Source organism: Microbacterium sp. LB12 (assembly GCF_037150835.1).
In the GTDB taxonomy this organism is placed as follows: domain Bacteria; phylum Actinomycetota; class Actinomycetes; order Actinomycetales; family Microbacteriaceae; genus Microbacterium.
Window position 1 is genome coordinate 21,836 of record NZ_JBBCPF010000001.1, and the last position, 18,896, is coordinate 40,731.

Sequence of the window (18,896 nt, forward strand, 5' to 3'; positions counted from 1 at the left end):
GTGCTGCCGTGCGGGTGGTGGTCTGACTCTAGAGCCGACCGGAAGAGATAGCAAGCACTTTAGTCAATGTTCGTGACTAGAGATGAGATCAGTGGCGTCCCAACGCTCTCCGGCGAGGGTGCGCGACGCCAGTTCGTGCATGCGACGCTGATCGTGCGCGGCTCCGTCCAGCCCGGTCGGCTCGTGGCCTCCCTGGAAGATCTCGAGCAGCACGTCGCCGCCTCGGGCACTCAGCCGATCCACGTAGCCCTGCACGCCGACGACCGGGGTGCGGGTGTCGATCGAACCCTGGTTGACCCACACCGACGCCGTGACGTCGTCGAGGTACGAGATCGCCGAGAAGCGCTCCACGAGCTCCGGCGGCACCCACGAGCTCCAGACCGTGCGCACCGCAGGGTTCATGGCCTCGATCGTGACCGACCAGTCGGCGACCGCGACGTGCGCGAGCCCGCCGGCGAACAGCTCGGGCAGGCGTCCGACGCTCAGCAGCGTCATGTGGCCGCCGTAGGAGGCGCCCGTGATGAAGGTCGACGCCGGGTCGGCGAGGCCCTGTGCGCGCAGCCAGGCGACGGCTGCCGCGACATCCTCGATCTCCCGATCCCCGCCCACGTTCCAGAAGCCCTCGCGGAAGTCGCGTCCGAAGGTGACCGAGCCGCGGTAGTTCAGGGAGGCGTACGCGAAGCCCGCGTCGATCCATGCCTGTGCGGACGGGTTGTAGCTGTCGACCGTCACGAGGTTCGGCCCGCCGTGGATCTCGAGCACCGTGCCGCGCGGCTCGCGTCCGGCCGGTCGCCCCGACCACAGCTGCACGCGCGTGCCGTCGGCGCTGGCCACGAGCGTGGAGGTGAGCGGCTGCCCCGGAGGGACGGCGGCGGGGGCGATCAGCGTTGTCTCCACGCCCTCGGCATCGACCTCGGTCACGTGCAGCGGCACGTCCCAGCTCGATCGCAGCGCACGCACGGCGCCGTCCGGGGCGTAGTACGACGTCCAGTAGAACGGATGCAGGTTCGCGACGTCGGGCTCGGCGAACGCTCCCCCCTCGCGCACGACCCGCACGGATCCGTCGGCCTCGTCGATCTCGATCAGCCGGTGGATGCCGCCGTCGACGTGCAGGGCGAGGATGCGGCCACCCGCGGAGTTCCAGTCGAGCGGGATCACCTCGCCGACGAGGTCGGGGAGATCGAAGTCGCGCCGCTCGCCCGTGCGCACCTGCCAGATGGCCGGACGCGAGAAACCGCTCCGCTCCGTGGTGAGCAGCAGCCGCTCGTCGCCGACGACGGTGGAGAACCGCACGGAGCGCACCGGGCCGTCCGGCAGATCGTCGAGAGTGGCGACGGTGTCGCCGGTCGTGCCGTCCACGACCGTGAGGCGCGGGCGACGGATGCCGGGGTTGTGATCGGTCGTGTCGACCGACACAAGCGCGGCGTCGGCGGAGGGACGGCCGAACCATGCCTCCACCGGGTTCGAGTAGACGACCCGCGGCTCGCCCCAGGGAGCGGCCGGGATCACCAGCACGTGGAAGCCGTCTTCGTCGACGACGGTGGCCACGAGGGCGGACTGGTCGTACGAGAACTCGAGCCCCCGCAGCACGTAGGGCTCGCGACCCGGCGTGAGGTCGATCCGCTCGGAGCCGTCGACGGCCAGGGCGACGAGGGTACCGACCTCGGATCCGCCGCCGTCGTCGAGCTCGATGATCCAGCGACCGTCGGCGGTGACGATCCCGTTCATCGTGACGTCGAACGGGAGCAGGTCGGAGGGGGCGTCGGGGGCACGCCAGAGCCGTCCGCGGGCGCCGCTCGGATGATTCTCGACCAGGAGGGCGATGTCGGCCGCACCGATGGCAGGGCGCACCGTCAGCAGGTAGGGAACCGCGAAGCGCTCATCGATCGTCGTGGTCGTGGATTCTTCCGGGGCGTGCAGCATCCTTGCTCTCTCCTCGTCATAGCCAATGGCGTTGACTATATCATTGGCTAAACTCACGTCGCCAGGGTTCGGACGTTGTCGACGGCACTGACTGGCACGCTGACAGGCGTGAGGTACCGTGATGTCTGCGTGGCCGACCACGGCGACGCCCCGCGAACGGAGAATCTCGATGGCGACACGCAAAGCTGCGGAACCGGCCAAGACGCCCGCCCGCGCGAAGAGCACCACCGCACGTCCGCGGCGGGCACGCGACTCGCTCAGCCGCGACATCATCGTCGCCGCCGCCGACCGGGTCGTGGAGCGCGAAGGGCTCGACCGGCTCACCTTCCAGGCCATCGGCGAAGAGCTGGGCGCGCACCCCACCTCGATCTACCGGCACTTCCGCGACAAGGACGAGCTGCTGCTCGCCCTCATCGACACACTCCGCGCCCGGTCGTACAGCGGCGCCATGGTGCGCACCGACGACTGGCTCGCCGACCTGCGCACGCAGGCGCACCTCATCCACGACCACTACATGCGCTACCCGGAGTTCGCCCTGCAGATGGCGCTGCGGCGGCCCACCGACCTCGCCTCGATGGAGTACTCGATCGGCGCGCTGCGGCGCGGCGGGTTCGACCGCGAGCAGGCGACGCTCTACGCCAGGGCGCTCGGACAGCTGATCCGTTCAGCGTCGAGCATCCAGGCCGCCCTCACCGCGCTCCCCGTCGAGGCGCAGGATGCCGACGAGCTCAGTTGGCAGATGGACTTCCGCCGCATCGACCCGGCCGAGTTCCCCGAGATCGCCTGGGCCGGAGACACCCTCCCCGACGTGCGCGACACCCGAGCCTGGGAGACCGCGCTCGACCTGCTGCTGGAGAGCATCGAGCGACACGCCCCCGGCGCGAAGGCCTGAGGCCCGCGCCCGGAGCCCGGAGCCGGGCGGAAAACTCGCCGTTGGGCGGAGAACCCTTGGCTAAGAGTCCTCCCGACACGGAGAACTCCGCCCACGCCGCGCGGCCGCGTCGACACTCAGCGCACCCGCGCCGCCGCGAGCTCGTCGAGCATCCCGGTCAGCAGGTCGATCCGCTCGACCAGGGAGTCCACCGACACCCACTCGTGGTCGGCGTGCGCACCCGCCCCGCGCGGGCCGAGCCCGTCGAGCGTGCGGGCGCCGACCGCCGCGGTGAAGTTGCCGTCGGATGCCCCGCCCGCCGACACGGCCTCGACCTCGGGATGCCCGAGTCGTTCCGCGACGAGCCGCGCGCACGCCAGCAGTTCCGCCGACGAGCTCTCCTCCATCGGCGGACGGTTGATGCCGCCGACGACCTCGACACTCACGCCGTCGGTGTGCGGGTCGAGGCTCTGCATCGCGGCATCCACCCGCTCCAGTTCGCCGAGCGTCCAGGCGCGCACATCAACGCGCACCTCGGCACGCTCGGGAATCACGTTCGTGACGGTGCCGGCGTGCGCGACCGTCGGATTGACGGTGGTGCCGCGCTCGTCGTCGGCGAGCTCCGGAAGAGCCAGCACGTGATGCGCGAGCTCGGTGAGGGCGCTGCGACCCTTCCACGGTTCGAGACCGGCATGCGCCGCGCGGCCGGTGACCTCGACCCGGTAGATGCTGCCGCCGCGACGGGCGATCTTGAGCGCGCCGTCGAGGCTCGGCTCCAGCACCAGCACCGTGCCGGCACGGGCGGCCTCGCGCTCGATCAGGCCGCGCGAGGTCAGCGAGCCGACCTCCTCGTCGCTCGTCAGCAGCACGGCGACCTCGCCGGGACGGGAGACGCGGGCGAGGGCGGCGGCCATGATGACGATGCCGGCCTTCATGTCGAAGACGCCGGGACCGGTTGCCCTGTCACCCTCGACGCGGAACGGCCGCGCGTCGGTGGCGCCTTTCGGGAACACCGTGTCGAGATGGCCGAGCAGCAGCACCGACGGCGACGCCCCTCCCGACCAGAGCAGGTGATCGACGCCGTCGACCGTCTCGATCACGCCGGGCTCGCCGATCACCGGGTCGAGCCAGGCCCGCACCAGGTCCTGCGCGGCGGAGAGGCCGGCGGCATCCCCGGTCGGCGTCTCGATCGAGACGAGGGCGTCGAGGCGTTCGATCGCCTGGGCGCGTGCGGTCATGCGGCCACCTCCGTGGTGAGAAAAGCGCGCAGGGCGGCGGCCGTGGGCTGCGGCGCCTCCTCTGCCAGATAGTGGTCGGCCGCGATCGCGGCCCCGGTCACGCCCGGCGCGTAGGCCGCCCACGTCGCGAGCACGTCGAAGTGGCGCCCCACGTAGCTGTGCGCTCCCCACAGGGCGAGTACCGGAATGTCGACCGTGCGGCCGGCGTCGCGGTCGGCGCGGTCGTGCTCCAGGTCGATTCCCGCGGCGGCCCGGTAGTCGGCACCGGAGGCGTGCACGGTGTCGACGTCGAAGCAGCGCAGGTACTCGTCGTACGCATCGGGAAGCGCATCGCCGTCGTGCCGACGCCCGGTGAAGCGGCTGCGCAGCCACGTCTCCCGGTCGGCCGAGATGAGGGCCTCGGGCATGCCGTCGGCGCGCGCCAGGAAGAACCAGTGGAAGTAGGCGGTGGCCATCGCCCGATCGACGTTCTCGAACATGTGCAGCGTGGGGACGATGTCGAGCACGGCGAGCGCGGTCACCGTGTCGGGGTGGTCGAGGGCCATGCGGTGACCGACGCGTCCCCCGCGGTCGTGGCCGATCACGGCGAAGCGGTCGTGGCCGAGCTGCCGCATGAGGGTCACCTGGTCGGCGGCCATGTCGCGCTTGGCGTAGTGCTCGCCGCGGGGCTTCGCCGAGTCGCCGTAGCCGCGCAGGTCAGCGGCGACGACGGTGTGGTCGCGGGCCAGCTCGTCGGCGACGTCGTTCCACATCGCCTTGGTCTCGGGGTATCCGTGCAGTAGCAGCACGGCCGGACCCGTGCCGCGCACCTCGGCCGCGATCTCGATGCCGTCGCAGTCCACCGTCATCGGCGTGCGCGTGCGGGAAGGGGTCATCATCGTCCAGCTCTCCGGGTCCAACGTGCAAGTCAGTTGCGTTGACTATATCAATGACAAGCGTTCTCGGAACCCCTGGACGGCACGAAGCGGGGCGGCCCCTCGAAGGAACCGCCCCGCCTCACCCTCGCTCGTCACGGCATGGCAGGACCTCCCGGACCCGCACCGGGCACCGGGTAGTAGACCGGAGGCACGTCGTCCCACGCGGACGGCAGCATGATCAGATCGTCGTAGTGGTGCATCGCGATCCCTCCGAACGACGCGTCGTCCTGGAACGCGGCGTACGTCTTGTCGAGCTCGCCCTCGAGGTACGTGCGCCCCTCTTCCCAGAAGGTCACCAACTCGGGGTCGCCCGTGCCGGAGAGGTCCTTCGTCTCGATGCCGATCACGACCGAGTCGGGCTTGCCGATCAGGTTCGCGTAGTCGATCTCGTGCTGCGCCTGGGCGATGATCCCCGCACTGCCGTCAGCCGTGTCTCGGTAGTCCATGATCGCTATGTAGTCGGTCATGTCCTGAATGTGGTCGCTGAGCGGCTTGGTCTGCCCGTTCCACGTGATCGAGGTGCAGCACGCCGAGGAGTCCAGCCACCGCGGGATCGCCGGCCCCACGAGCGCCGGCAGGCCCGAGGCGTCGCGGCGCTCGATCAGGGTGTCGAGGATCTCGAGCCACCGGTTCGGCAGCCCGCCGGCGCCGGGCAGCTTCCAGTCGCCGAGGATGTACGGCTCGATGTCGACGTTGATGCCGTCGAAGCGCGCCGACTCCGGCACAGCGAGGTTGTAGTCGAGCACCTTCTCGAACTCGTCGACCGCGAAGTGCTCGAACTGCTCCAGCGCTCCGAGGTACGGCGGGCGGGTGCCTCCGGCGACCGTGGCCTGCACGTGGTAGCCGCGGCCGCGCGCCCACTCCACGAATGCGGCGACCTCGTCGCGCGAATCGCGCAGCATGTCGGTGGAACCGTACCGGTCGACGCCGAGGTAGATCGTGCGGATCGGGTCGGAGCCGAACGTGGCGGTGTCGTCCATCACGGCGCCGAGCCGGTCACGGGCAGCTTCGTCGAAGACCGCCTCGTACGAGGCCCGCTCCCAGATCCACATCGCGCGGTCCTGGTGATAGATCACCGGCGTCGCGGGGGTCGCGCCGCCTAGGGCCACGTAGGTCGTGGTGGATTCGGAGGTGTGGCCGGAGACATCCTCTGCCCTGGCCTCGATGCTCGCGAACCCGGAACCCGCGATCGGGAAGGATGCCGTGAAGACGCACCCGCCCTGCGCGGACGCGCTCTGCCAGGCGCCGCCGTTCACCCGCACCTCGACGGACGAGAGCGCCCGATCCGAGGCGACGTCCACCGCGACGTCGAGGGTCGAGCCCGAGTAGGCGCCCTCCGTCGGCGAGGTGATCGTGACGACCGGACGGGATGCGGCAGGGTTGTCGACCTCGACCGCCAGGAACTCGGACCACGTCGTATAGAGGGTGGTGAGGTCGCGGGCGCGGACGGCGAGGTCGAGCCGGCCGTCGATGTCGGCGATGTCGAGATCGACGGTCCACGTTCCGGCCGTGCCTGTGACGGGGATCGGGACCAGCTCCTGCGCGCCGACCACGAGGACGAGCTCGGACGTGTTGGCGAAGGTGCCGTCGACCGTGAGCGTCGAACCGCTGACGGTGTCGCCGTCGGTCGGCGAGGTGATGGTGAGCTCGGTCGTGACGGCCTGCGCGGGGGCTGCCGCGCCGACGGCGACCGTCCCCCCGGCGAGAAGGCTCGCGGCGACCAGCGCCGACAACCAGCGTGTGCGTCTCATCGGTGTCTCCTTACCGCTCCGCCGGGCGCGGAGTCGTCGTGACTGCCACCGTGACGTGCGGCGTCGGGAGCGTCAACGTGACCGGGAGGAACAGGAATGACTGCAGGAAGGAATCGGCGGCGACGGCACGGGGGAGGCCGTCATCCGCCTCGGGGAGGGCTTGCCCGTGGCGCCGCGAATGAATACGGTTGCATTAGCGCATCCCGAGCCGACGGAGGTCTCGATGGGAGCCTTTCCGAACACCCAGCCGCTGTACCTCAGCCTCGCGGAGCAGCTGCGCGAGCGCATCGATGCGGGCGAGTGGCCGGACGGCGAGCGGCTCCCCACCGAGACCGCACTGGCCACGTCGTACGCCGTCGGCATCAACACCGTGCGGCGCGCGATGACCCTTCTCGTCGACGATGGCGTCGTGCGCCGACGACAGGGCTCCGGCACGTATGTCTCACCGCGGGCCACGCTGCGCACACGACCGGCCATCGGAGTGATCGTGCCCTCCCGCAGCTACTACTTCCCGACCGTCATCGAGGGGATCTCCGAGGTCGTCGAGGCGGCCGGGGCGACCCTGCGGATCGCGTCGACCGAGTACGACGACGCTCTGGAGATCCGTCGGATCCGGGAGATGCTCGCCGCCGGATGCGCGGGGCTGCTGATCACGCCGACCCTGCATCTGGCCGACCCGACCTCTCGCCTCGATCTGCTGCGCGCGCTGCCGATCCCGGTCGTGCTCATGGAGCGCCTGCCCGCAGACGGCGCACCGGACGATGGCCTCTCCGCCATCGGCACCGACGTCGTGGCCGGCGGATACGCGGCGGTGCGCCACCTGGTCGCGCAGCGCCGTCGCCGACTCGGCTTCCTCGGCCGGTGCGATACGGCCACGGCGGAGGCGGCCTGGCGGGGGTTCCAACGCGCCGTCGATGACCTCGCGCTGCCGAGCATCCCCGAGGCCGCCGTGCGTCGCCGCGTCTGGGATCGTCCCGCGCTGGCCGCGTACGCGCAGCACGCCGTCGCCGCACGACTCGACGGCATCGTCTGTCTGGGTGATCGCGAGGCGGCCGCCCTCCTGCCTCACCTCCGCGACCTCGGCGTCTCGACGCCGGAGGAGATCGCCCTCGTCGCCTACGACGATGAGGAGGCGGCGAGCGCGGACGTGCCGCTCACCGCCGTCTCGCCGCCGAAGCGGGAGATCGGGCGTCTCGCCGCGTCGACTCTGCTGCGGAATCTGGGGCGGAGCGGTGAGCGCACGGCGGTGCGGATGCTGCTGCAGCCCGTCGTGCGGGTGCGGGCATCCAGCAGTCTTCCCGGCGCTTTCGTGCAACCGCTTGCATCCATGGATGTCGCATCATAGGTTGCCCGTCCGCCCGAATGACCCGGGTGCGAGGACGGAAAACGTCCCTCCAGGGGCTCCCGAAGGGACGTTTTCGATCCTCGCACGTGCGGGTCAGCCCTTCACGGCACCGGCCATCATGCCGGCGCCCAGTCGACCCTGCACGAACAGGAACAGGATGACGACGGGCACCGAGATGAGGGTGGCTCCGGCCATGATCCCGGCCCAGTCCGTGGCCGACAGCTCGCTGCTGAACGTCTGCAGCCACAGCGGCAGAGTGGCGTTGCCGGGCTTGGTCATCACGACGAGTGCGAGCGTGTACTCATTCCAGGCCTGCAGGAACGAGAACACCGACGCCGTCACGATGCCCGGCCCGAGCAGCGGCAGCGTGACGCGCATGAACGCCCCGAACCGGCTGCAGCCGTCGACCATCGCGGCCTCCTCGAGCTCGGCGGGGATGCCGTGGATGAACCCGCGCAGCAGCCACACCGTGAACGGCACGACCGCGCCGATGTAGAGCAGCGACAGTCCGCCGACCGAGTTGAGCAGGTTCCACCCGTCGAGCATGCGGAACTGCGAGATGAACAGCGCTTCCGTGGGGATCATCTGCACGATCAGCACCAGCAGGATGATGAACCCGCCGCCCGTGAACCGGAAGCGGCTCACGGCGATCGCGGCGAAGAAGCCGAACAGCACCGCGACGACGACCACCACGGCGGTCACTCCCGCGCTCATCCCGAGCGCCGACCAGAAGCCGCCGTCGGCGAGGATGCCGGCGAAGCTGTCGAAGCTCAGGGGGAAGGGGAAGAACCGCGGGGTGCGCGAGAAGAGGTCCTCGTTGTCGGAGAGGGCCGTGTTCACCATCCAGTAGATCGGGAACACGAGGAAGAACACGGCGACGACGGCCACACCGTTCCAGGTGCGACGCCGGGTGTCGTTGCGGCTGCCGATGGTGCGCCGCGAACGCGGTGGCACCACGGCGGGGATGTCGGTGGTCCTGGTCATGGTCGAGACGCTCATTCCGAGACCTCCTTCTGCTGAGCGAACATCTTGGCGATGTACTTCCAGGTGAGCAGCAGGGTGAGGATCAGGACGATCGTGGCGAGCGCCGACGCGTCGCCGTACTCCCCCTGCCCGATGCCGATCCGGTAGATGTAGGTGCCGAGGAGGTTGGTCTCCTCGATCGAGACGCCGGCCTGCTGCAGCACGTAGATCTGGGTGAAGACCCGCAGGTCCCACACGATCTGCAGAAGACCGACGATCATCACGGCAGGGGTGATGAGCGGCAGCGTCACGTGTCGGAACCGCGTCCAGGGACCGGCGCCGTCGAGCTCGGCGGCTTCGAGCACTTCGCCGGGCACCTGTGTGAGTGCGGAGTAGATCATGAACACGATGAGCGGGAGGCTGCCCCAGATCACCGCGATGCCGGCGATCGTGAACACTCCGATCGGCGTCGACGTCCAGGGGAACCCGGCCATGTCGGGGAAGCCGATGCGCGCGAGGATCCAGTTGACGAGTCCGTAGCGGGCGTCGAACAGCCACTGCCAGATGACCATCGTCACCAGCGCCGGCGTCGCCCAGACGAGCAGCAGCGTCACCTGCAGGGCGATGCGTGCCCAGCTGCTCACCTTGGTCAGCAGCAGCGCCGTCAGCATCCCGATGACCATCGAGAGCGACGCGCACACCGCGCAGAACAGGATGGAGCGGAAGAACACGACCCACATGTTCGGGTCGGTCAGGATCCTGCCGTAGTTGGCGAGTCCGACCCACTCGGGCTCGGCGCCGAACTGCTGCGCGAGTCCGAACTTCTGCAGCGACATGAGGAACTGCTGCAGCAGCGGCCAGCCGAGCGCGATGAGCACCGCGGCGAGCAGCGGCGTGATCAGCAGGTACGGGAGCAGCGCCCCCCGCACACGACGCGGTCGCGTGCGGGGAGTCGGCTGCTGCGAGGGCGCCTCGGGGGCGGCCTCGACATCGATCACGGGAGTGGCCATCATCATTTGGCGTTGAGCGTGTCTTCGATCTTCGCGCCGATGCGTGCGACGACGGAGTCGATGTCGTCACCCTTGGCGATCGCGGAGTACAGGTCGACCGGGATGTTGTTGCCCTCGACGATCGCCCAGTTCGGTGCGGCCGGGGTGAGCATGCTCGTCTCGGCGATCTGCTGCTGCAGGTCAGCGGGGACGATCCCGTCGGGGATGGACGAGGCGTAGGTCGTGTTGCCGGGGACCCAGCCGGAGTCCTTGGCGAGCTGACTCATGAACCCCTCGCTGAGGATGAGCTTCATGGCCTTCTTCGCCAGCTCCTGCTTCGAGGAGTTGGCCGCGATGCCGACGTTGGATCCGCCGAGGAACTGGTGGCTCTCGCCGCCGGCCTCGACGGGCGGCAGCGCCATCACTCCGGTCACGTCGGCGAGCTCGGGCGAGATGCTGTCCTGTGCGAACACGCGGTACGAGAACATCGCCACCTCGCCGTTGTTGTACGGCACCCACGGGTTGCCTGCCGTCTCCTTGGCATCGAGCGCTCCGAGTGCCGACGTCTCCCAGATGGTCTGCATCTGGGCCAGCGCGGCCTTGGCCTCGGGGGTGTCCAGGCCGCTCACCCACTCGCCGTCCTTCTCCTGGGCGTAGTTTGCGCCGTGCGAGAACAGCCAGCCTTCCAGCCCGTGCACATCGACGACCGGGAAGTAGATGCCCTTGAACCCTTCGGTGCCGTCGGGGTTGGCCTGCTGCACGGCCGCGGATGCCGCGACGAGGTCGTCGAGCGTCTCGGGCGCCGGGATGCCGGCCTTCTCGAGCAGGTCGGTGCGGTAGAACACGACGCTGGTGCCGGCGTAGAGCGGGTAGGCGTAGGTCTTGCCGTCGAGGGTGGCGGCATCGACGAAGCTCGGGATCAGGTCGTCGCCGTCGACCTCGTCGTACAGGTCGGAGATGTCGGCCAGGGCGCCGACGTTGGCGAACGTCGCGGTCTTGGTGTTGCCGATCTCGACGATGTCGGGGGTCTCGGACTTGCTGGCAAGCGAGGTCTGCAGACGCGAGACGATGTCGTCCCAGGGCTGCATCTCGACGGTCAGGGTGGATCCCGGGTTCTGCGACGCGAACTCGTCTTCGAGCCACGCGACGGCATCCGGAGACACCGAATCCTGCATGAGCCACACGCGGAGGTCTCCGCTCTCGGCATCGCCGTCTCCACCGTTGCCGGCTCCCGCGCTGCAGCCGGTGACAGCCAGCACCGCGGCCAGTGAAGCGGCTGCCGCGATCAGGGTGCGTCTTGCCATTCTCGTTCCTCCATGGTCTTCCTCGACGGGGCCCGTGGGGCGCCCGATGAACGGGTGGTTCAACCGAATTTCACGGTACCGTGCAAACGGTTGCATTACAATAGCTTCTTCATTGAAGAGGGTGTAACGGTTGTGTTTCTGTTTGATTACCAGGGCAAAATCATGGTTCTGAGACGCGGTGGTGCAGCGATCCAGTCGAGATGAGCGGCGATCTCTGCACCGCGTTGCATCGACTCAGACGGTTACGGATGCACTCGCGCGCGCAACGCTCTCCAGCACCGCGATCGGTGCGAGCAGCTGCGCCGCGGGAAGGGGCGGGCGGCCCGTCGCGAGCATTCCGGCGAAGGCGTCCACCCCGGGCTGCACGTAGTCGGCGCCGAGCACGATGTCGCGACTGACGACACCGTGCGAGCCCACCGCCGTCGCGCGGAACGGGACCTGACCGATGCCGTCCGGACGCACGAACTCGAGAGTCACCAGCACACCGCCGACCCGGTACCGCGCGACCACGCCGCCAGGAAGCGGCTGAACGTCGATGTCCTCGGGCGCACCCGGCACCAGTCGCTGCGCGACGTCGGCGATATGGATGCCGTAGAAGAAGATGCCGCTGTACGGACTGCCCGCATCGGCGGGGCCCGTCACGGTCACCGCCTGCAGCTCGCCGATCGAGCCCAGAGCGTCGACGACGGCATCCGTGTCGGCCACCCAGCGCAGGGCGGACGACGAGGTGAGCTGCGTGCCGCCGCGTTCCGCCGCCGCGACGATCGCCTCGGCATCGGCCACGCTCGCGGCGAGCGGCTTGTCGACCCACACCGGCGTGCCCGCCTCCAGGAAAGGCACGGCGTGGGCGCGGTGCAGCGCGCCATCGCGGGACGTGACGATCAGCGCATCGACCGTGCCCCGCAGGTCAGCCGACTCCGCGACGATCAGCTCGATGCCGCCGAGCTGTGCCAGCTCCCTGGTGCGGTCACCCTCGCCCGCCACCAGTGCGACGACGCGGACCGGCACATCGGCCGGGCGCTCCACATTGAGGTAGCGGATGATCTCCTCCGCGTGGCTGTTCTCGATGCCGACGATCGCGACGTTCTTCGTTTCCATGTCTCTCATCCTCTTTCAGGGGCGAAGGTCGACCGGCCCGCCGGTGCGGGCGGATTCGTAGACGGCGAGCACGACCTGCAGCGCACGACGCCCGTCGTCAGTGGTGATCGCGGGACGACGGCCCTCGCCGATCGCCGCCACCACGTCGAGGTACTGCCGACGGTGGGCCATGTCGACATCGCTCCATCCGTCCGGCACATCGTGCTCGATGAGAGAGCCGGGATCGGGCTCCGCGGGCGACGCCGAGGCGAAGAACGACAGCCCGTCGTTCTCCATCACAGCCGTACCCTCCGAACCGTGCACCGCGAGCCGCACCGGAAGCCCCGGGTACGCCGCCGTGCTCGCCAGCAGCAGGCCGATGGCCCCGCTCTCGAACTCGATCGTGGCGCCGGCGACGTCTTCCACCTCGATGCCGGTGTGCGCGAGACGACCTGTCCTGGCACTCACCGACACCGGAGTGCCGAGCATCCACAGCAGCAGGTCGAGCGCGTGGATGCCCTGGTTCATGAGCGCGCCGCCGCCGTCGATCGCCGCGGTGCCGCGCCAGTCGCCGGACTCGTAGTACTCCTGCGGCCGGAAGAACGCCGACTCCACGACACCCGAGGTCACGCGTCCGAGCGCCCCCGCGTCGATCGATCGGCGGATGAACGAGGCGACGGGCTGGAACCGGCGCTGGCTGATGACCGACACCGTGCGGCCGGACGCCGCCTCCGCGGCCCGGATGCGATCGGCGGCAGCGAGGGTCACGTCGATCGGCTTCTCGACGATGACGTGCACACCCGCCTCGAGCGCCTCGATCACGGCATCCGCGTGGAACGCACTGGGCAGGCACACGGCGGCGAGGTCGATGCGCTCGGCGCGATACGCCTCCTGCGCCGAGGCGTGGAACGGGACTCCGTGCTCCGCGGCGAGCGCGCGCCCCTTCGCCTCATCGACGTCGATGATCGCGGCGAGGACGCCGGCGTCGCCGAGAGCGGCGACGAGTCGCGCGTGCACGGCGCCGATCACCCCCGCGCCGACGATCGCGATGCGCAGCGTTTCGGTCATGATGGTGTCTCCTGTCGTGGGCGCGGAGGCCCGTCGGGATCGGGTCAGTCGGCGGAGCGCGACCAGGGGAGCGCGACGCCGCCCTGGTCGGCGGAGTGCTGGGCGAGGAGCGCGAGGCGGGTCGCCGCGAGGGAGTCGCCCGTGCCGACCTCGGGGGTGCGTCCGGCGGCGAACGCGTCGAGCGCCTCTTCGGCGGGCCGCCGTCCGGCGGGGAGCTCGAGGCTGCGGGTCGGCTGGTCGTCAGTGGTGACCTCGACGCGCCCGCGTGCCCAGAAGATCTCTGCCGTGCCGCGGGTGCCGATCAGGCGCAGCCGGTAGTCGCCGTGCACGTCGGATGCCGCCGGGGTCAGCCAGCTCACCTCGGCGGAGACGACGGTCGTGGGCGTCGTGAAGGTCGCGGCGCCATATCTCGCGAAGGTCTCGGCGCCGTCGAGCGGAGCGGACACGGCTCCGCGGACGGTCCCCGCGTCAGCGGGAGCGAAGAGGAGCGCGGCGTCGAGGTCGTGCACCGCGAGGTCGGCGAGGATGCCGCCGTACTGCGCCGGGTCGAAGAACCAGTCCGGGCGCTGCGCGCGGTTGAGCTTGTGCGGTCCGGACGAGGTGATGCCGACGATGTCGCCGAGCTCACCCGCACCGACCACCGCCAGGGCGGCGAGCGTCTCGGGGTAGCCGCGCTTCTCGAGCAGCAGATTCACGGTGCGGCCCATCTCGGCGGCTGTCGCCTCGATCTCGTCGAGCTCGCCGAGCGACGTGCACAGCGGCTTGTCGGCGAGCACGTGGGCACCGGAGCGGAGGGCCGCGACGACGTCGGAGCCGCGGGCACCGTAGACGCCAGCGATCACGGCGATGTCGACGCCCTCCGCGAGCAGTTCCTCCGCACGGTCGAAGGCGGGGACACCGAAGCAGGCGGCGTGATGCTCGGCCACGGCGCGGTCGGCGTCGTGCACGCCGATGAGGGCGAAGTCGGCGCGGTCGGCGCGCGTCAGCTCGTCGAGCACGTAGTCGACGTGCGGATGGGCGGCACCGATGATCGCGATCCGAGGCATGGGCGACAGTAAATCATGCGACCGGTTGCACGGTCAACCGTCGATCGGGTGCGCGGCCTCCGTCGTGGCCCGCACGACCAGGTGCGTGGCGATGGACACCCGGGCGTCCGACCGCTCCCCGATGGCGAGGATGCCGAGCAGGAGCTCGGCCGCCGCATCCCCTGCCGCGGCCGAGGCGGCGGAGATCGTGGTGAGCGCCGGATGGGTGCCCGCGGCGAGCGTGTCATCACATCCGATCACGCTCATGTCGCGCGGCACGTCGATGCCGCGGAGGGCCAGCCCGGCCATCACCCCCTGCGCGACCACGTCGTCGAAAGCGATCACCGCGGTCGCCCCGGAGGTCAGGATCCCGCCCACCGCATCGCGGCCGCCCGCCGAACTCGGACGCCCCAGCTCCTGCACGATGACCTCGAGCCCCGCGCGCTCGGCGGCACGATCGAGGGCGGCACGACGCTGCTGATCCGACCAGGACTCGCGCGGCCCCGACAGGTACACGACCCGCGTGTGCCCGAGGCGGTGCAGGTGCGCCACGGCCTCGTCGAGACCGCCACTCGGATCGATCAATACCCGCGCCAGGCCCTCGATGTCGCGGTTGACGAGCACGACGGGACGCGCGGCATCCAGCTCGCGGATGCGCTGCTCGTCGAGGCGCGGTGAGGCGAGCACAAACCCTTCGACCTGCGCGCTGAGGCGCGAGGTCAGGTTGGCCTCGCGGTCGGCGATCTCGTCGGAGTCGCCGAGGAACACCGCGTACCCGGCGGCGTCCGCGAGCGTCTGCACCCGTCGCACGAGCGGCGGGAAGAACGGGTTGGCGATGTCGGGCACGACCACGGCGACGTTGCCGAAGCGCCCGGTCGACAGTGCGCGCGCCGCATGGTTGACCACGTAGCCGAGCTGATCCGCCGCGGCCTTCACCCGGCGCACGGTCTCCGGGTTCAGCAGCTCCGGGCGACTGAACGCCCGCGACACGGTCGAGCGCGACACTCCCGCCACGCGCGCGATGTCGCCGATCGTCACCGCTGTTGATGCCGTCTTCCTGTTGCCTGTCACGTCACACACACTAAGCCCGCGCACGTTCGCGGCGCTCGCTCCGGATGGCCGGTGCCGGCGCATCGGTTCGACGCGAACCCTCGACGGATCGCGTCGGAGGGCTTGACTTTGCAAGCGGTTGCATTACTCTGTCGAATCATGAGCACGACGACGTTCGCCCTGCACGCCCACCCCGACCGCACCGCGATGGGGGTCGCGGCGGCCCGAGCCGCCGCCCGTACCCTGCGCGAGGCCGTGGCCGCTCGCGGGTCCGCCCGGATGATCGCCGCCGCCGCCCCGAGCCAGCTCGACGTGTACCGCGCCCTGGCCGAGGAGCCCGACGTGCCGTGGGACCGGATCACGATCCTGCACATGGACGAGTACCTCGGCCTCGATCCCGCCGCACCCCAGCGTTTCGGCAACTGGCTGCGCACCCACCTCGTCGACATCGTGCGTCCCGCCGCATTCCACCCCATGCGCACCGAGCTCGGCGCAGACGCGGCCACGGCCGAGTACGTCGCGCTGCTCGCCGAGGGTCCCGTCGACCTGGTCTGCCTGGGCATCGGCGTGAACGGGCACATCGCGTTCAACGACCCGCCCGACGCCGATCTCAGCGACCCCTGCCCGGTGCGGGTGGTGCAGCTCGACCTGGCCAGCCGCGTGCAGCAGATCGACGACGACTGCTTCGATACCCTCGAGGCCGTGCCCACCCACGCGCTGACGCTGACGATCCCCGCCCTGATGGCCGGCGCCCACCTCGTGTGCGCCGTGCCGGACGCCCGCAAGGCCGAGGCCGTGCGCGCCCTGGTGGAGGAGCCGATCAGCGCGCACTGGCCGTGCACCGTGCTGCGCCGCCACTCCCGGTGCGAGGTGCACGTCGATCGCGACGCCGCCTCGCTGCTGCACCCCGCACCCGCCGAGGTCGTGCAGGCGACGCGATGAGACCGCGGATTCTTCACGGTCGTGACGCTCTCGGCACCGGGGGCCTGGAGGTCGTCGTCGAACACGGCCGCATCACCTCCCTCACCCCCACCGCAGATCCCGGTGACGGCGCCCCGTGGATCGGCCCCGGGCTCATCGACCTGCAGGTCAACGGCCACCTCGACGGCGACGCCAACGCCGCCCGGCCCGCCGCATCCCACATCGGCGCGATGGCGCGTTCCCTCGCCGCACACGGCGTCACCCGCTTCCTGCCGACGGTCATCACCGCATCGCCGACGGAGATGCTCCATCGCATCCGGGTGATCGCCGAGGCCGTGCGCGAATCGGCATCCACATCCCGCGCCGTCGCCGGCATCCACGTGGAGGGTCCGAGCCTGTCGGAGCAGGACGGCCCGCGCGGCGTGCATCCGCTCGACCACATCCGCCCACCCTCGATCATCGAACTGCAAGCGTGGCTCGATGCCGCCCCGGGCCTGCTGCGCATCGTGACGCTGTCACCCCACCATCCTGGCTCTGTCGAGGCGACCCGATTCCTGGTGGCGCACGGTGTGCGCGTCGCGGTCGGGCACACACATGCGAGCGACGACGAGATCGCGGCGGTGGTCGACGCCGGGGCCACGCTCTCCACCCATCTCGGCAACGGTGCGCACGCCGTGCTCCCGCGGCATCCGAACTACCTGTGGACCCAGCTCGCCGAACCACGGTTGCGCGCCGGCATCATCGCCGACGGACATCACCTGCCCGACAGCACCCTCGCGACCATGATCGCCGCGAAGCGCGACCACGGGGTGTTCCTCGTGAGCGATGCCGTGGCCACCCCCGCCGCCCTCCGCGAGGACGGCGTCTCGACCGTCGGCGGGGGCGTGCACCTCGCCGACGACGGTGCGCTGCGGCATGCGGCCACCGGATTCCTCGCCGGCTCGGTGCAGACGCTCGACGTGGGTGTCGCGACCGTAGCCCGCCTCACCGGATCCCTCGCCACCGCGATGCGTCTGGCCAGCTCGGCCCCCGCGTCAGTGCTCGACGACGGCCCGCACTGGACCGCCGGCGCACGCGCCGACGTGCTGTTGTTCGACTGGGCGCCGGGCGACCCGCACATCTCCCCCCTCGACGTGCTCGTGGCCGGGGAACCCGTGACCGACACGATTCCCGGAGCGACAGCGCCGGCAGGAGGCATCCGATGACCATCGACAGGGCTGAGGTGATCGTGACGAGTCCGGATCGGAATTTCGTCACGCTGAAGATCACCACCGCGGACGGGGTGACCGGGCTCGGCGACGCGACCCTGAACGGCCGCGAACTCGCCGTCGTCGCCTACCTCTCCGAGCACGTCGTGCCGCTGCTGATCGGAGCCGATGAGTCCCGCATCGAAGACACCTGGCAGTTCCTCTACCGCAGCGCCTACTGGCGGCGCGGCCCGGTGACGATGGCCGCGATCGCCGCAGTCGACATGGCCCTGTGGGACATCAAGGGCAAGCAGGCCGGGATGCCCGTGTATCAGCTGCTCGGCGGAGCGTCGCGCACCGGACTGCTCGCCTACGGGCATGCTTCCGGCAAAGAGCTGCCGGAGCTGTTCGACTCCATCCGCCAGCATCAGGAGCAGGGGTACCGGGCGATCCGCGTGCAGACCGGGGTGCCGGGGCTGAAGGCCATCTACGGGATCGCCTCGCAGTCCGCCGACACCTTCGGCGGAGAGGCGCGCTACGACCACGAACCGGCACGCCGCGGCGCGCGACCGATGGAGGAGGACTGGGACACCCGCTCCTACCTGCGCCATCTGCCGGGCGTCTTCGAGGCGGTGCGCCACGAGTTCGGCGCCGACATCCCGCTCCTGCACGACGGCCATCACCGGATGACGCCGATCCAGGCCGCGGGCCTGGGCAAGGACCTCGAACCGTACGACCTGTTCTGGCTCGAGGACTGCACGCCGGCCGAGAACCAGGAGGCGCTGCGCCTCGTCCGCCAGCACACCACGACCCCGCTCGCGATCGGCGAGATCTTCAACACGATCTGGGACTTCAAGGACATCATCCGCGACCAGCTGATCGACTACGTGCGCGGGGCGGTCACCCACATGGGCGGCATCACGGCGCTGCGGAAGACCCTCGACTACGCGGCGATGTATCAGATCAAGTCGGGCATGCACGGACCGACCGACATCTCGCCGGTGGGCATGGCGGCGGCGATGCACCTGGGGCTCGCGATCCACAACTTCGGCATCCAGGAGTACATGCAGCACGGCTCCCGCACGAACGCGGTGTTCCGGCAGTCGTTCACCTGGAGCGACGGGATGCTCCACCCCGGCGACGCCCCCGGACTCGGTGTGGAGCTCGACGTCGACGAGGCGGGGAAGTACCCGTACGAGCAGGCGTACCTCCCCTACAACCGCCTGCTCGACGGCACCGTGCACGATTGGTGACGCCGTCGCGGAGG

The 18,896-nt window shown here is 70.2% G+C and carries 16 protein-coding genes; 5 read left to right on the plus strand and 11 right to left on the minus strand.

Going from position 1 to position 18,896, the window contains the following annotated elements:
- Positions 1-63: 63 nt before the first annotated feature.
- A complete protein-coding gene (locus WFM69_RS00125; RefSeq protein WP_337000442.1) occupies positions 64-1,923 on the minus strand; it encodes a S9 family peptidase in 1,860 nt (619 codons plus the stop codon).
- A gap of 169 nt (positions 1,924-2,092) precedes the next feature.
- Here WFM69_RS00125 and WFM69_RS00130 point away from each other — a divergent pair, with 169 nt between their 5' ends.
- Positions 2,093-2,815 carry a TetR/AcrR family transcriptional regulator gene (locus WFM69_RS00130; protein WP_337000443.1) on the plus strand — a complete coding sequence of 241 codons (723 nt, stop codon included), beginning with the start codon at positions 2,093-2,095 and terminating at the stop codon, positions 2,813-2,815.
- 116 nt (positions 2,816-2,931) lie between these two features.
- Here WFM69_RS00130 and WFM69_RS00135 read toward each other — a convergent pair whose 3' ends face one another.
- The 3 genes from WFM69_RS00135 to WFM69_RS00145 all read right to left on the minus strand — a co-directional run bounded on the left by WFM69_RS00135 (position 2,932) and on the right by WFM69_RS00145 (position 6,700).
- Entirely contained in the window at positions 2,932-4,032 is a 1,101-nt protein-coding gene (locus WFM69_RS00135; protein ID WP_337000444.1) for a M20 family metallopeptidase, read from the minus strand.
- The gene (locus tag WFM69_RS00140) at positions 4,029-4,910 is read right to left on the minus strand and encodes an alpha/beta fold hydrolase (RefSeq protein WP_337000445.1); all 882 of its coding nucleotides are present in this window, start codon (positions 4,908-4,910) and stop codon (positions 4,029-4,031) included. Before WFM69_RS00140 ends, WFM69_RS00135 begins: the two co-directional genes overlap by 4 nt.
- A gap of 131 nt (positions 4,911-5,041) precedes the next feature.
- The gene (locus WFM69_RS00145; RefSeq protein WP_337000446.1) at positions 5,042-6,700 is read right to left on the minus strand and encodes an Ig-like domain-containing protein; all 1,659 of its coding nucleotides are present in this window, start codon (positions 6,698-6,700) and stop codon (positions 5,042-5,044) included.
- Between the two features lie 223 nt (positions 6,701-6,923).
- Between WFM69_RS00145 and WFM69_RS00150 the strand changes: the two genes are divergently transcribed.
- Complete coding sequence (locus WFM69_RS00150; protein WP_337000447.1) at positions 6,924-8,045, plus strand: GntR family transcriptional regulator; 1,122 nt, start codon at positions 6,924-6,926, stop codon at positions 8,043-8,045.
- Positions 8,046-8,138: 93 nt separating this feature from the next.
- Here the strand turns inward: WFM69_RS00150 and WFM69_RS00155 are convergent, their stop codons facing one another.
- The 7 genes from WFM69_RS00155 to WFM69_RS00185 all read right to left on the minus strand — a co-directional run bounded on the left by WFM69_RS00155 (position 8,139) and on the right by WFM69_RS00185 (position 15,542).
- Positions 8,139-9,044: a carbohydrate ABC transporter permease gene (locus tag WFM69_RS00155; RefSeq protein WP_337000448.1), complete on the minus strand. Its 906-nt coding sequence runs from the start codon at positions 9,042-9,044 to the stop codon at positions 8,139-8,141.
- Positions 9,041-10,018 carry a carbohydrate ABC transporter permease gene (locus WFM69_RS00160; RefSeq protein WP_337000449.1) on the minus strand — a complete coding sequence of 326 codons (978 nt, stop codon included), beginning with the start codon at positions 10,016-10,018 and terminating at the stop codon, positions 9,041-9,043. The genes WFM69_RS00155 and WFM69_RS00160 overlap by 4 nt, the downstream gene beginning before the upstream one ends.
- A gap of 2 nt (positions 10,019-10,020) precedes the next feature.
- Positions 10,021-11,301: an extracellular solute-binding protein gene (locus WFM69_RS00165; RefSeq protein ID WP_337000450.1), complete on the minus strand. Its 1,281-nt coding sequence runs from the start codon at positions 11,299-11,301 to the stop codon at positions 10,021-10,023.
- Between the two features lie 234 nt (positions 11,302-11,535).
- Positions 11,536-12,399 (minus strand): Gfo/Idh/MocA family oxidoreductase, encoded by an 864-nt coding sequence (locus WFM69_RS00170; protein WP_337000451.1) that lies wholly within the window; start codon positions 12,397-12,399, stop codon positions 11,536-11,538.
- Between the two features lie 15 nt (positions 12,400-12,414).
- Positions 12,415-13,446, minus strand: coding sequence for a Gfo/Idh/MocA family protein (locus WFM69_RS00175; protein ID WP_337000452.1), 1,032 nt, complete (start codon positions 13,444-13,446; stop codon positions 12,415-12,417).
- 44 nt (positions 13,447-13,490) lie between these two features.
- A complete protein-coding gene (locus WFM69_RS00180) occupies positions 13,491-14,492 on the minus strand; it encodes a Gfo/Idh/MocA family protein (RefSeq protein WP_337000454.1) in 1,002 nt (333 codons plus the stop codon).
- A gap of 33 nt (positions 14,493-14,525) precedes the next feature.
- Positions 14,526-15,542, minus strand: coding sequence for a LacI family DNA-binding transcriptional regulator (locus WFM69_RS00185; protein WP_337000455.1), 1,017 nt, complete (start codon positions 15,540-15,542; stop codon positions 14,526-14,528).
- Positions 15,543-15,680: 138 nt separating this feature from the next.
- Here WFM69_RS00185 and WFM69_RS00190 point away from each other — a divergent pair, with 138 nt between their 5' ends.
- Genes WFM69_RS00190 through manD form a run of 3 tightly spaced genes read left to right on the plus strand, consistent with a single transcriptional unit; the run spans position 15,681 to position 18,882 of the window.
- The gene (locus WFM69_RS00190; RefSeq protein ID WP_337000456.1) at positions 15,681-16,463 is read left to right on the plus strand and encodes a 6-phosphogluconolactonase; all 783 of its coding nucleotides are present in this window, start codon (positions 15,681-15,683) and stop codon (positions 16,461-16,463) included.
- Positions 16,460-17,647, plus strand: coding sequence for an N-acetylglucosamine-6-phosphate deacetylase (locus WFM69_RS00195; protein WP_337000458.1), 1,188 nt, complete (start codon positions 16,460-16,462; stop codon positions 17,645-17,647). Before WFM69_RS00190 ends, WFM69_RS00195 begins: the two co-directional genes overlap by 4 nt.
- Positions 17,644-18,882: a D-mannonate dehydratase ManD gene (gene manD, locus WFM69_RS00200; protein ID WP_337000460.1), complete on the plus strand. Its 1,239-nt coding sequence runs from the start codon at positions 17,644-17,646 to the stop codon at positions 18,880-18,882. The genes WFM69_RS00195 and manD overlap by 4 nt, the downstream gene beginning before the upstream one ends.
- Positions 18,883-18,896: the final 14 nt, after the last annotated feature.

Excerpts from the sequence above, each read along its gene's own strand:
- WFM69_RS00125 (WP_337000442.1), bottom strand. The coding sequence starts at position 1,923 with ATGCTGCACGCCCCGGAAGAATCCACGACCACGACGATCGATGAGCGC.
- WFM69_RS00130 (WP_337000443.1), top strand. The coding sequence starts at position 2,093 with ATGGCGACACGCAAAGCTGCGGAACCGGCCAAGACGCCCGCCCGCGCG.
- WFM69_RS00135 (WP_337000444.1), bottom strand. The coding sequence starts at position 4,032 with ATGACCGCACGCGCCCAGGCGATCGAACGCCTCGACGCCCTCGTCTCG.
- WFM69_RS00140 (WP_337000445.1), bottom strand. The coding sequence starts at position 4,910 with ATGATGACCCCTTCCCGCACGCGCACGCCGATGACGGTGGACTGCGAC.
- WFM69_RS00145 (WP_337000446.1), bottom strand. The coding sequence starts at position 6,700 with ATGAGACGCACACGCTGGTTGTCGGCGCTGGTCGCCGCGAGCCTTCTC.
- WFM69_RS00150 (WP_337000447.1), top strand. The coding sequence starts at position 6,924 with ATGGGAGCCTTTCCGAACACCCAGCCGCTGTACCTCAGCCTCGCGGAG.
- WFM69_RS00155 (WP_337000448.1), bottom strand. The coding sequence starts at position 9,044 with ATGAGCGTCTCGACCATGACCAGGACCACCGACATCCCCGCCGTGGTG.
- WFM69_RS00160 (WP_337000449.1), bottom strand. The coding sequence starts at position 10,018 with ATGGCCACTCCCGTGATCGATGTCGAGGCCGCCCCCGAGGCGCCCTCG.
- WFM69_RS00165 (WP_337000450.1), bottom strand. The coding sequence starts at position 11,301 with ATGGCAAGACGCACCCTGATCGCGGCAGCCGCTTCACTGGCCGCGGTG.
- WFM69_RS00170 (WP_337000451.1), bottom strand. The coding sequence starts at position 12,399 with ATGGAAACGAAGAACGTCGCGATCGTCGGCATCGAGAACAGCCACGCG.
- WFM69_RS00175 (WP_337000452.1), bottom strand. The coding sequence starts at position 13,446 with ATGACCGAAACGCTGCGCATCGCGATCGTCGGCGCGGGGGTGATCGGC.
- WFM69_RS00180 (WP_337000454.1), bottom strand. The coding sequence starts at position 14,492 with ATGCCTCGGATCGCGATCATCGGTGCCGCCCATCCGCACGTCGACTAC.
- WFM69_RS00190 (WP_337000456.1), top strand. The coding sequence starts at position 15,681 with ATGAGCACGACGACGTTCGCCCTGCACGCCCACCCCGACCGCACCGCG.
- WFM69_RS00195 (WP_337000458.1), top strand. The coding sequence starts at position 16,460 with ATGAGACCGCGGATTCTTCACGGTCGTGACGCTCTCGGCACCGGGGGC.
- manD (WP_337000460.1), top strand. The coding sequence starts at position 17,644 with ATGACCATCGACAGGGCTGAGGTGATCGTGACGAGTCCGGATCGGAAT.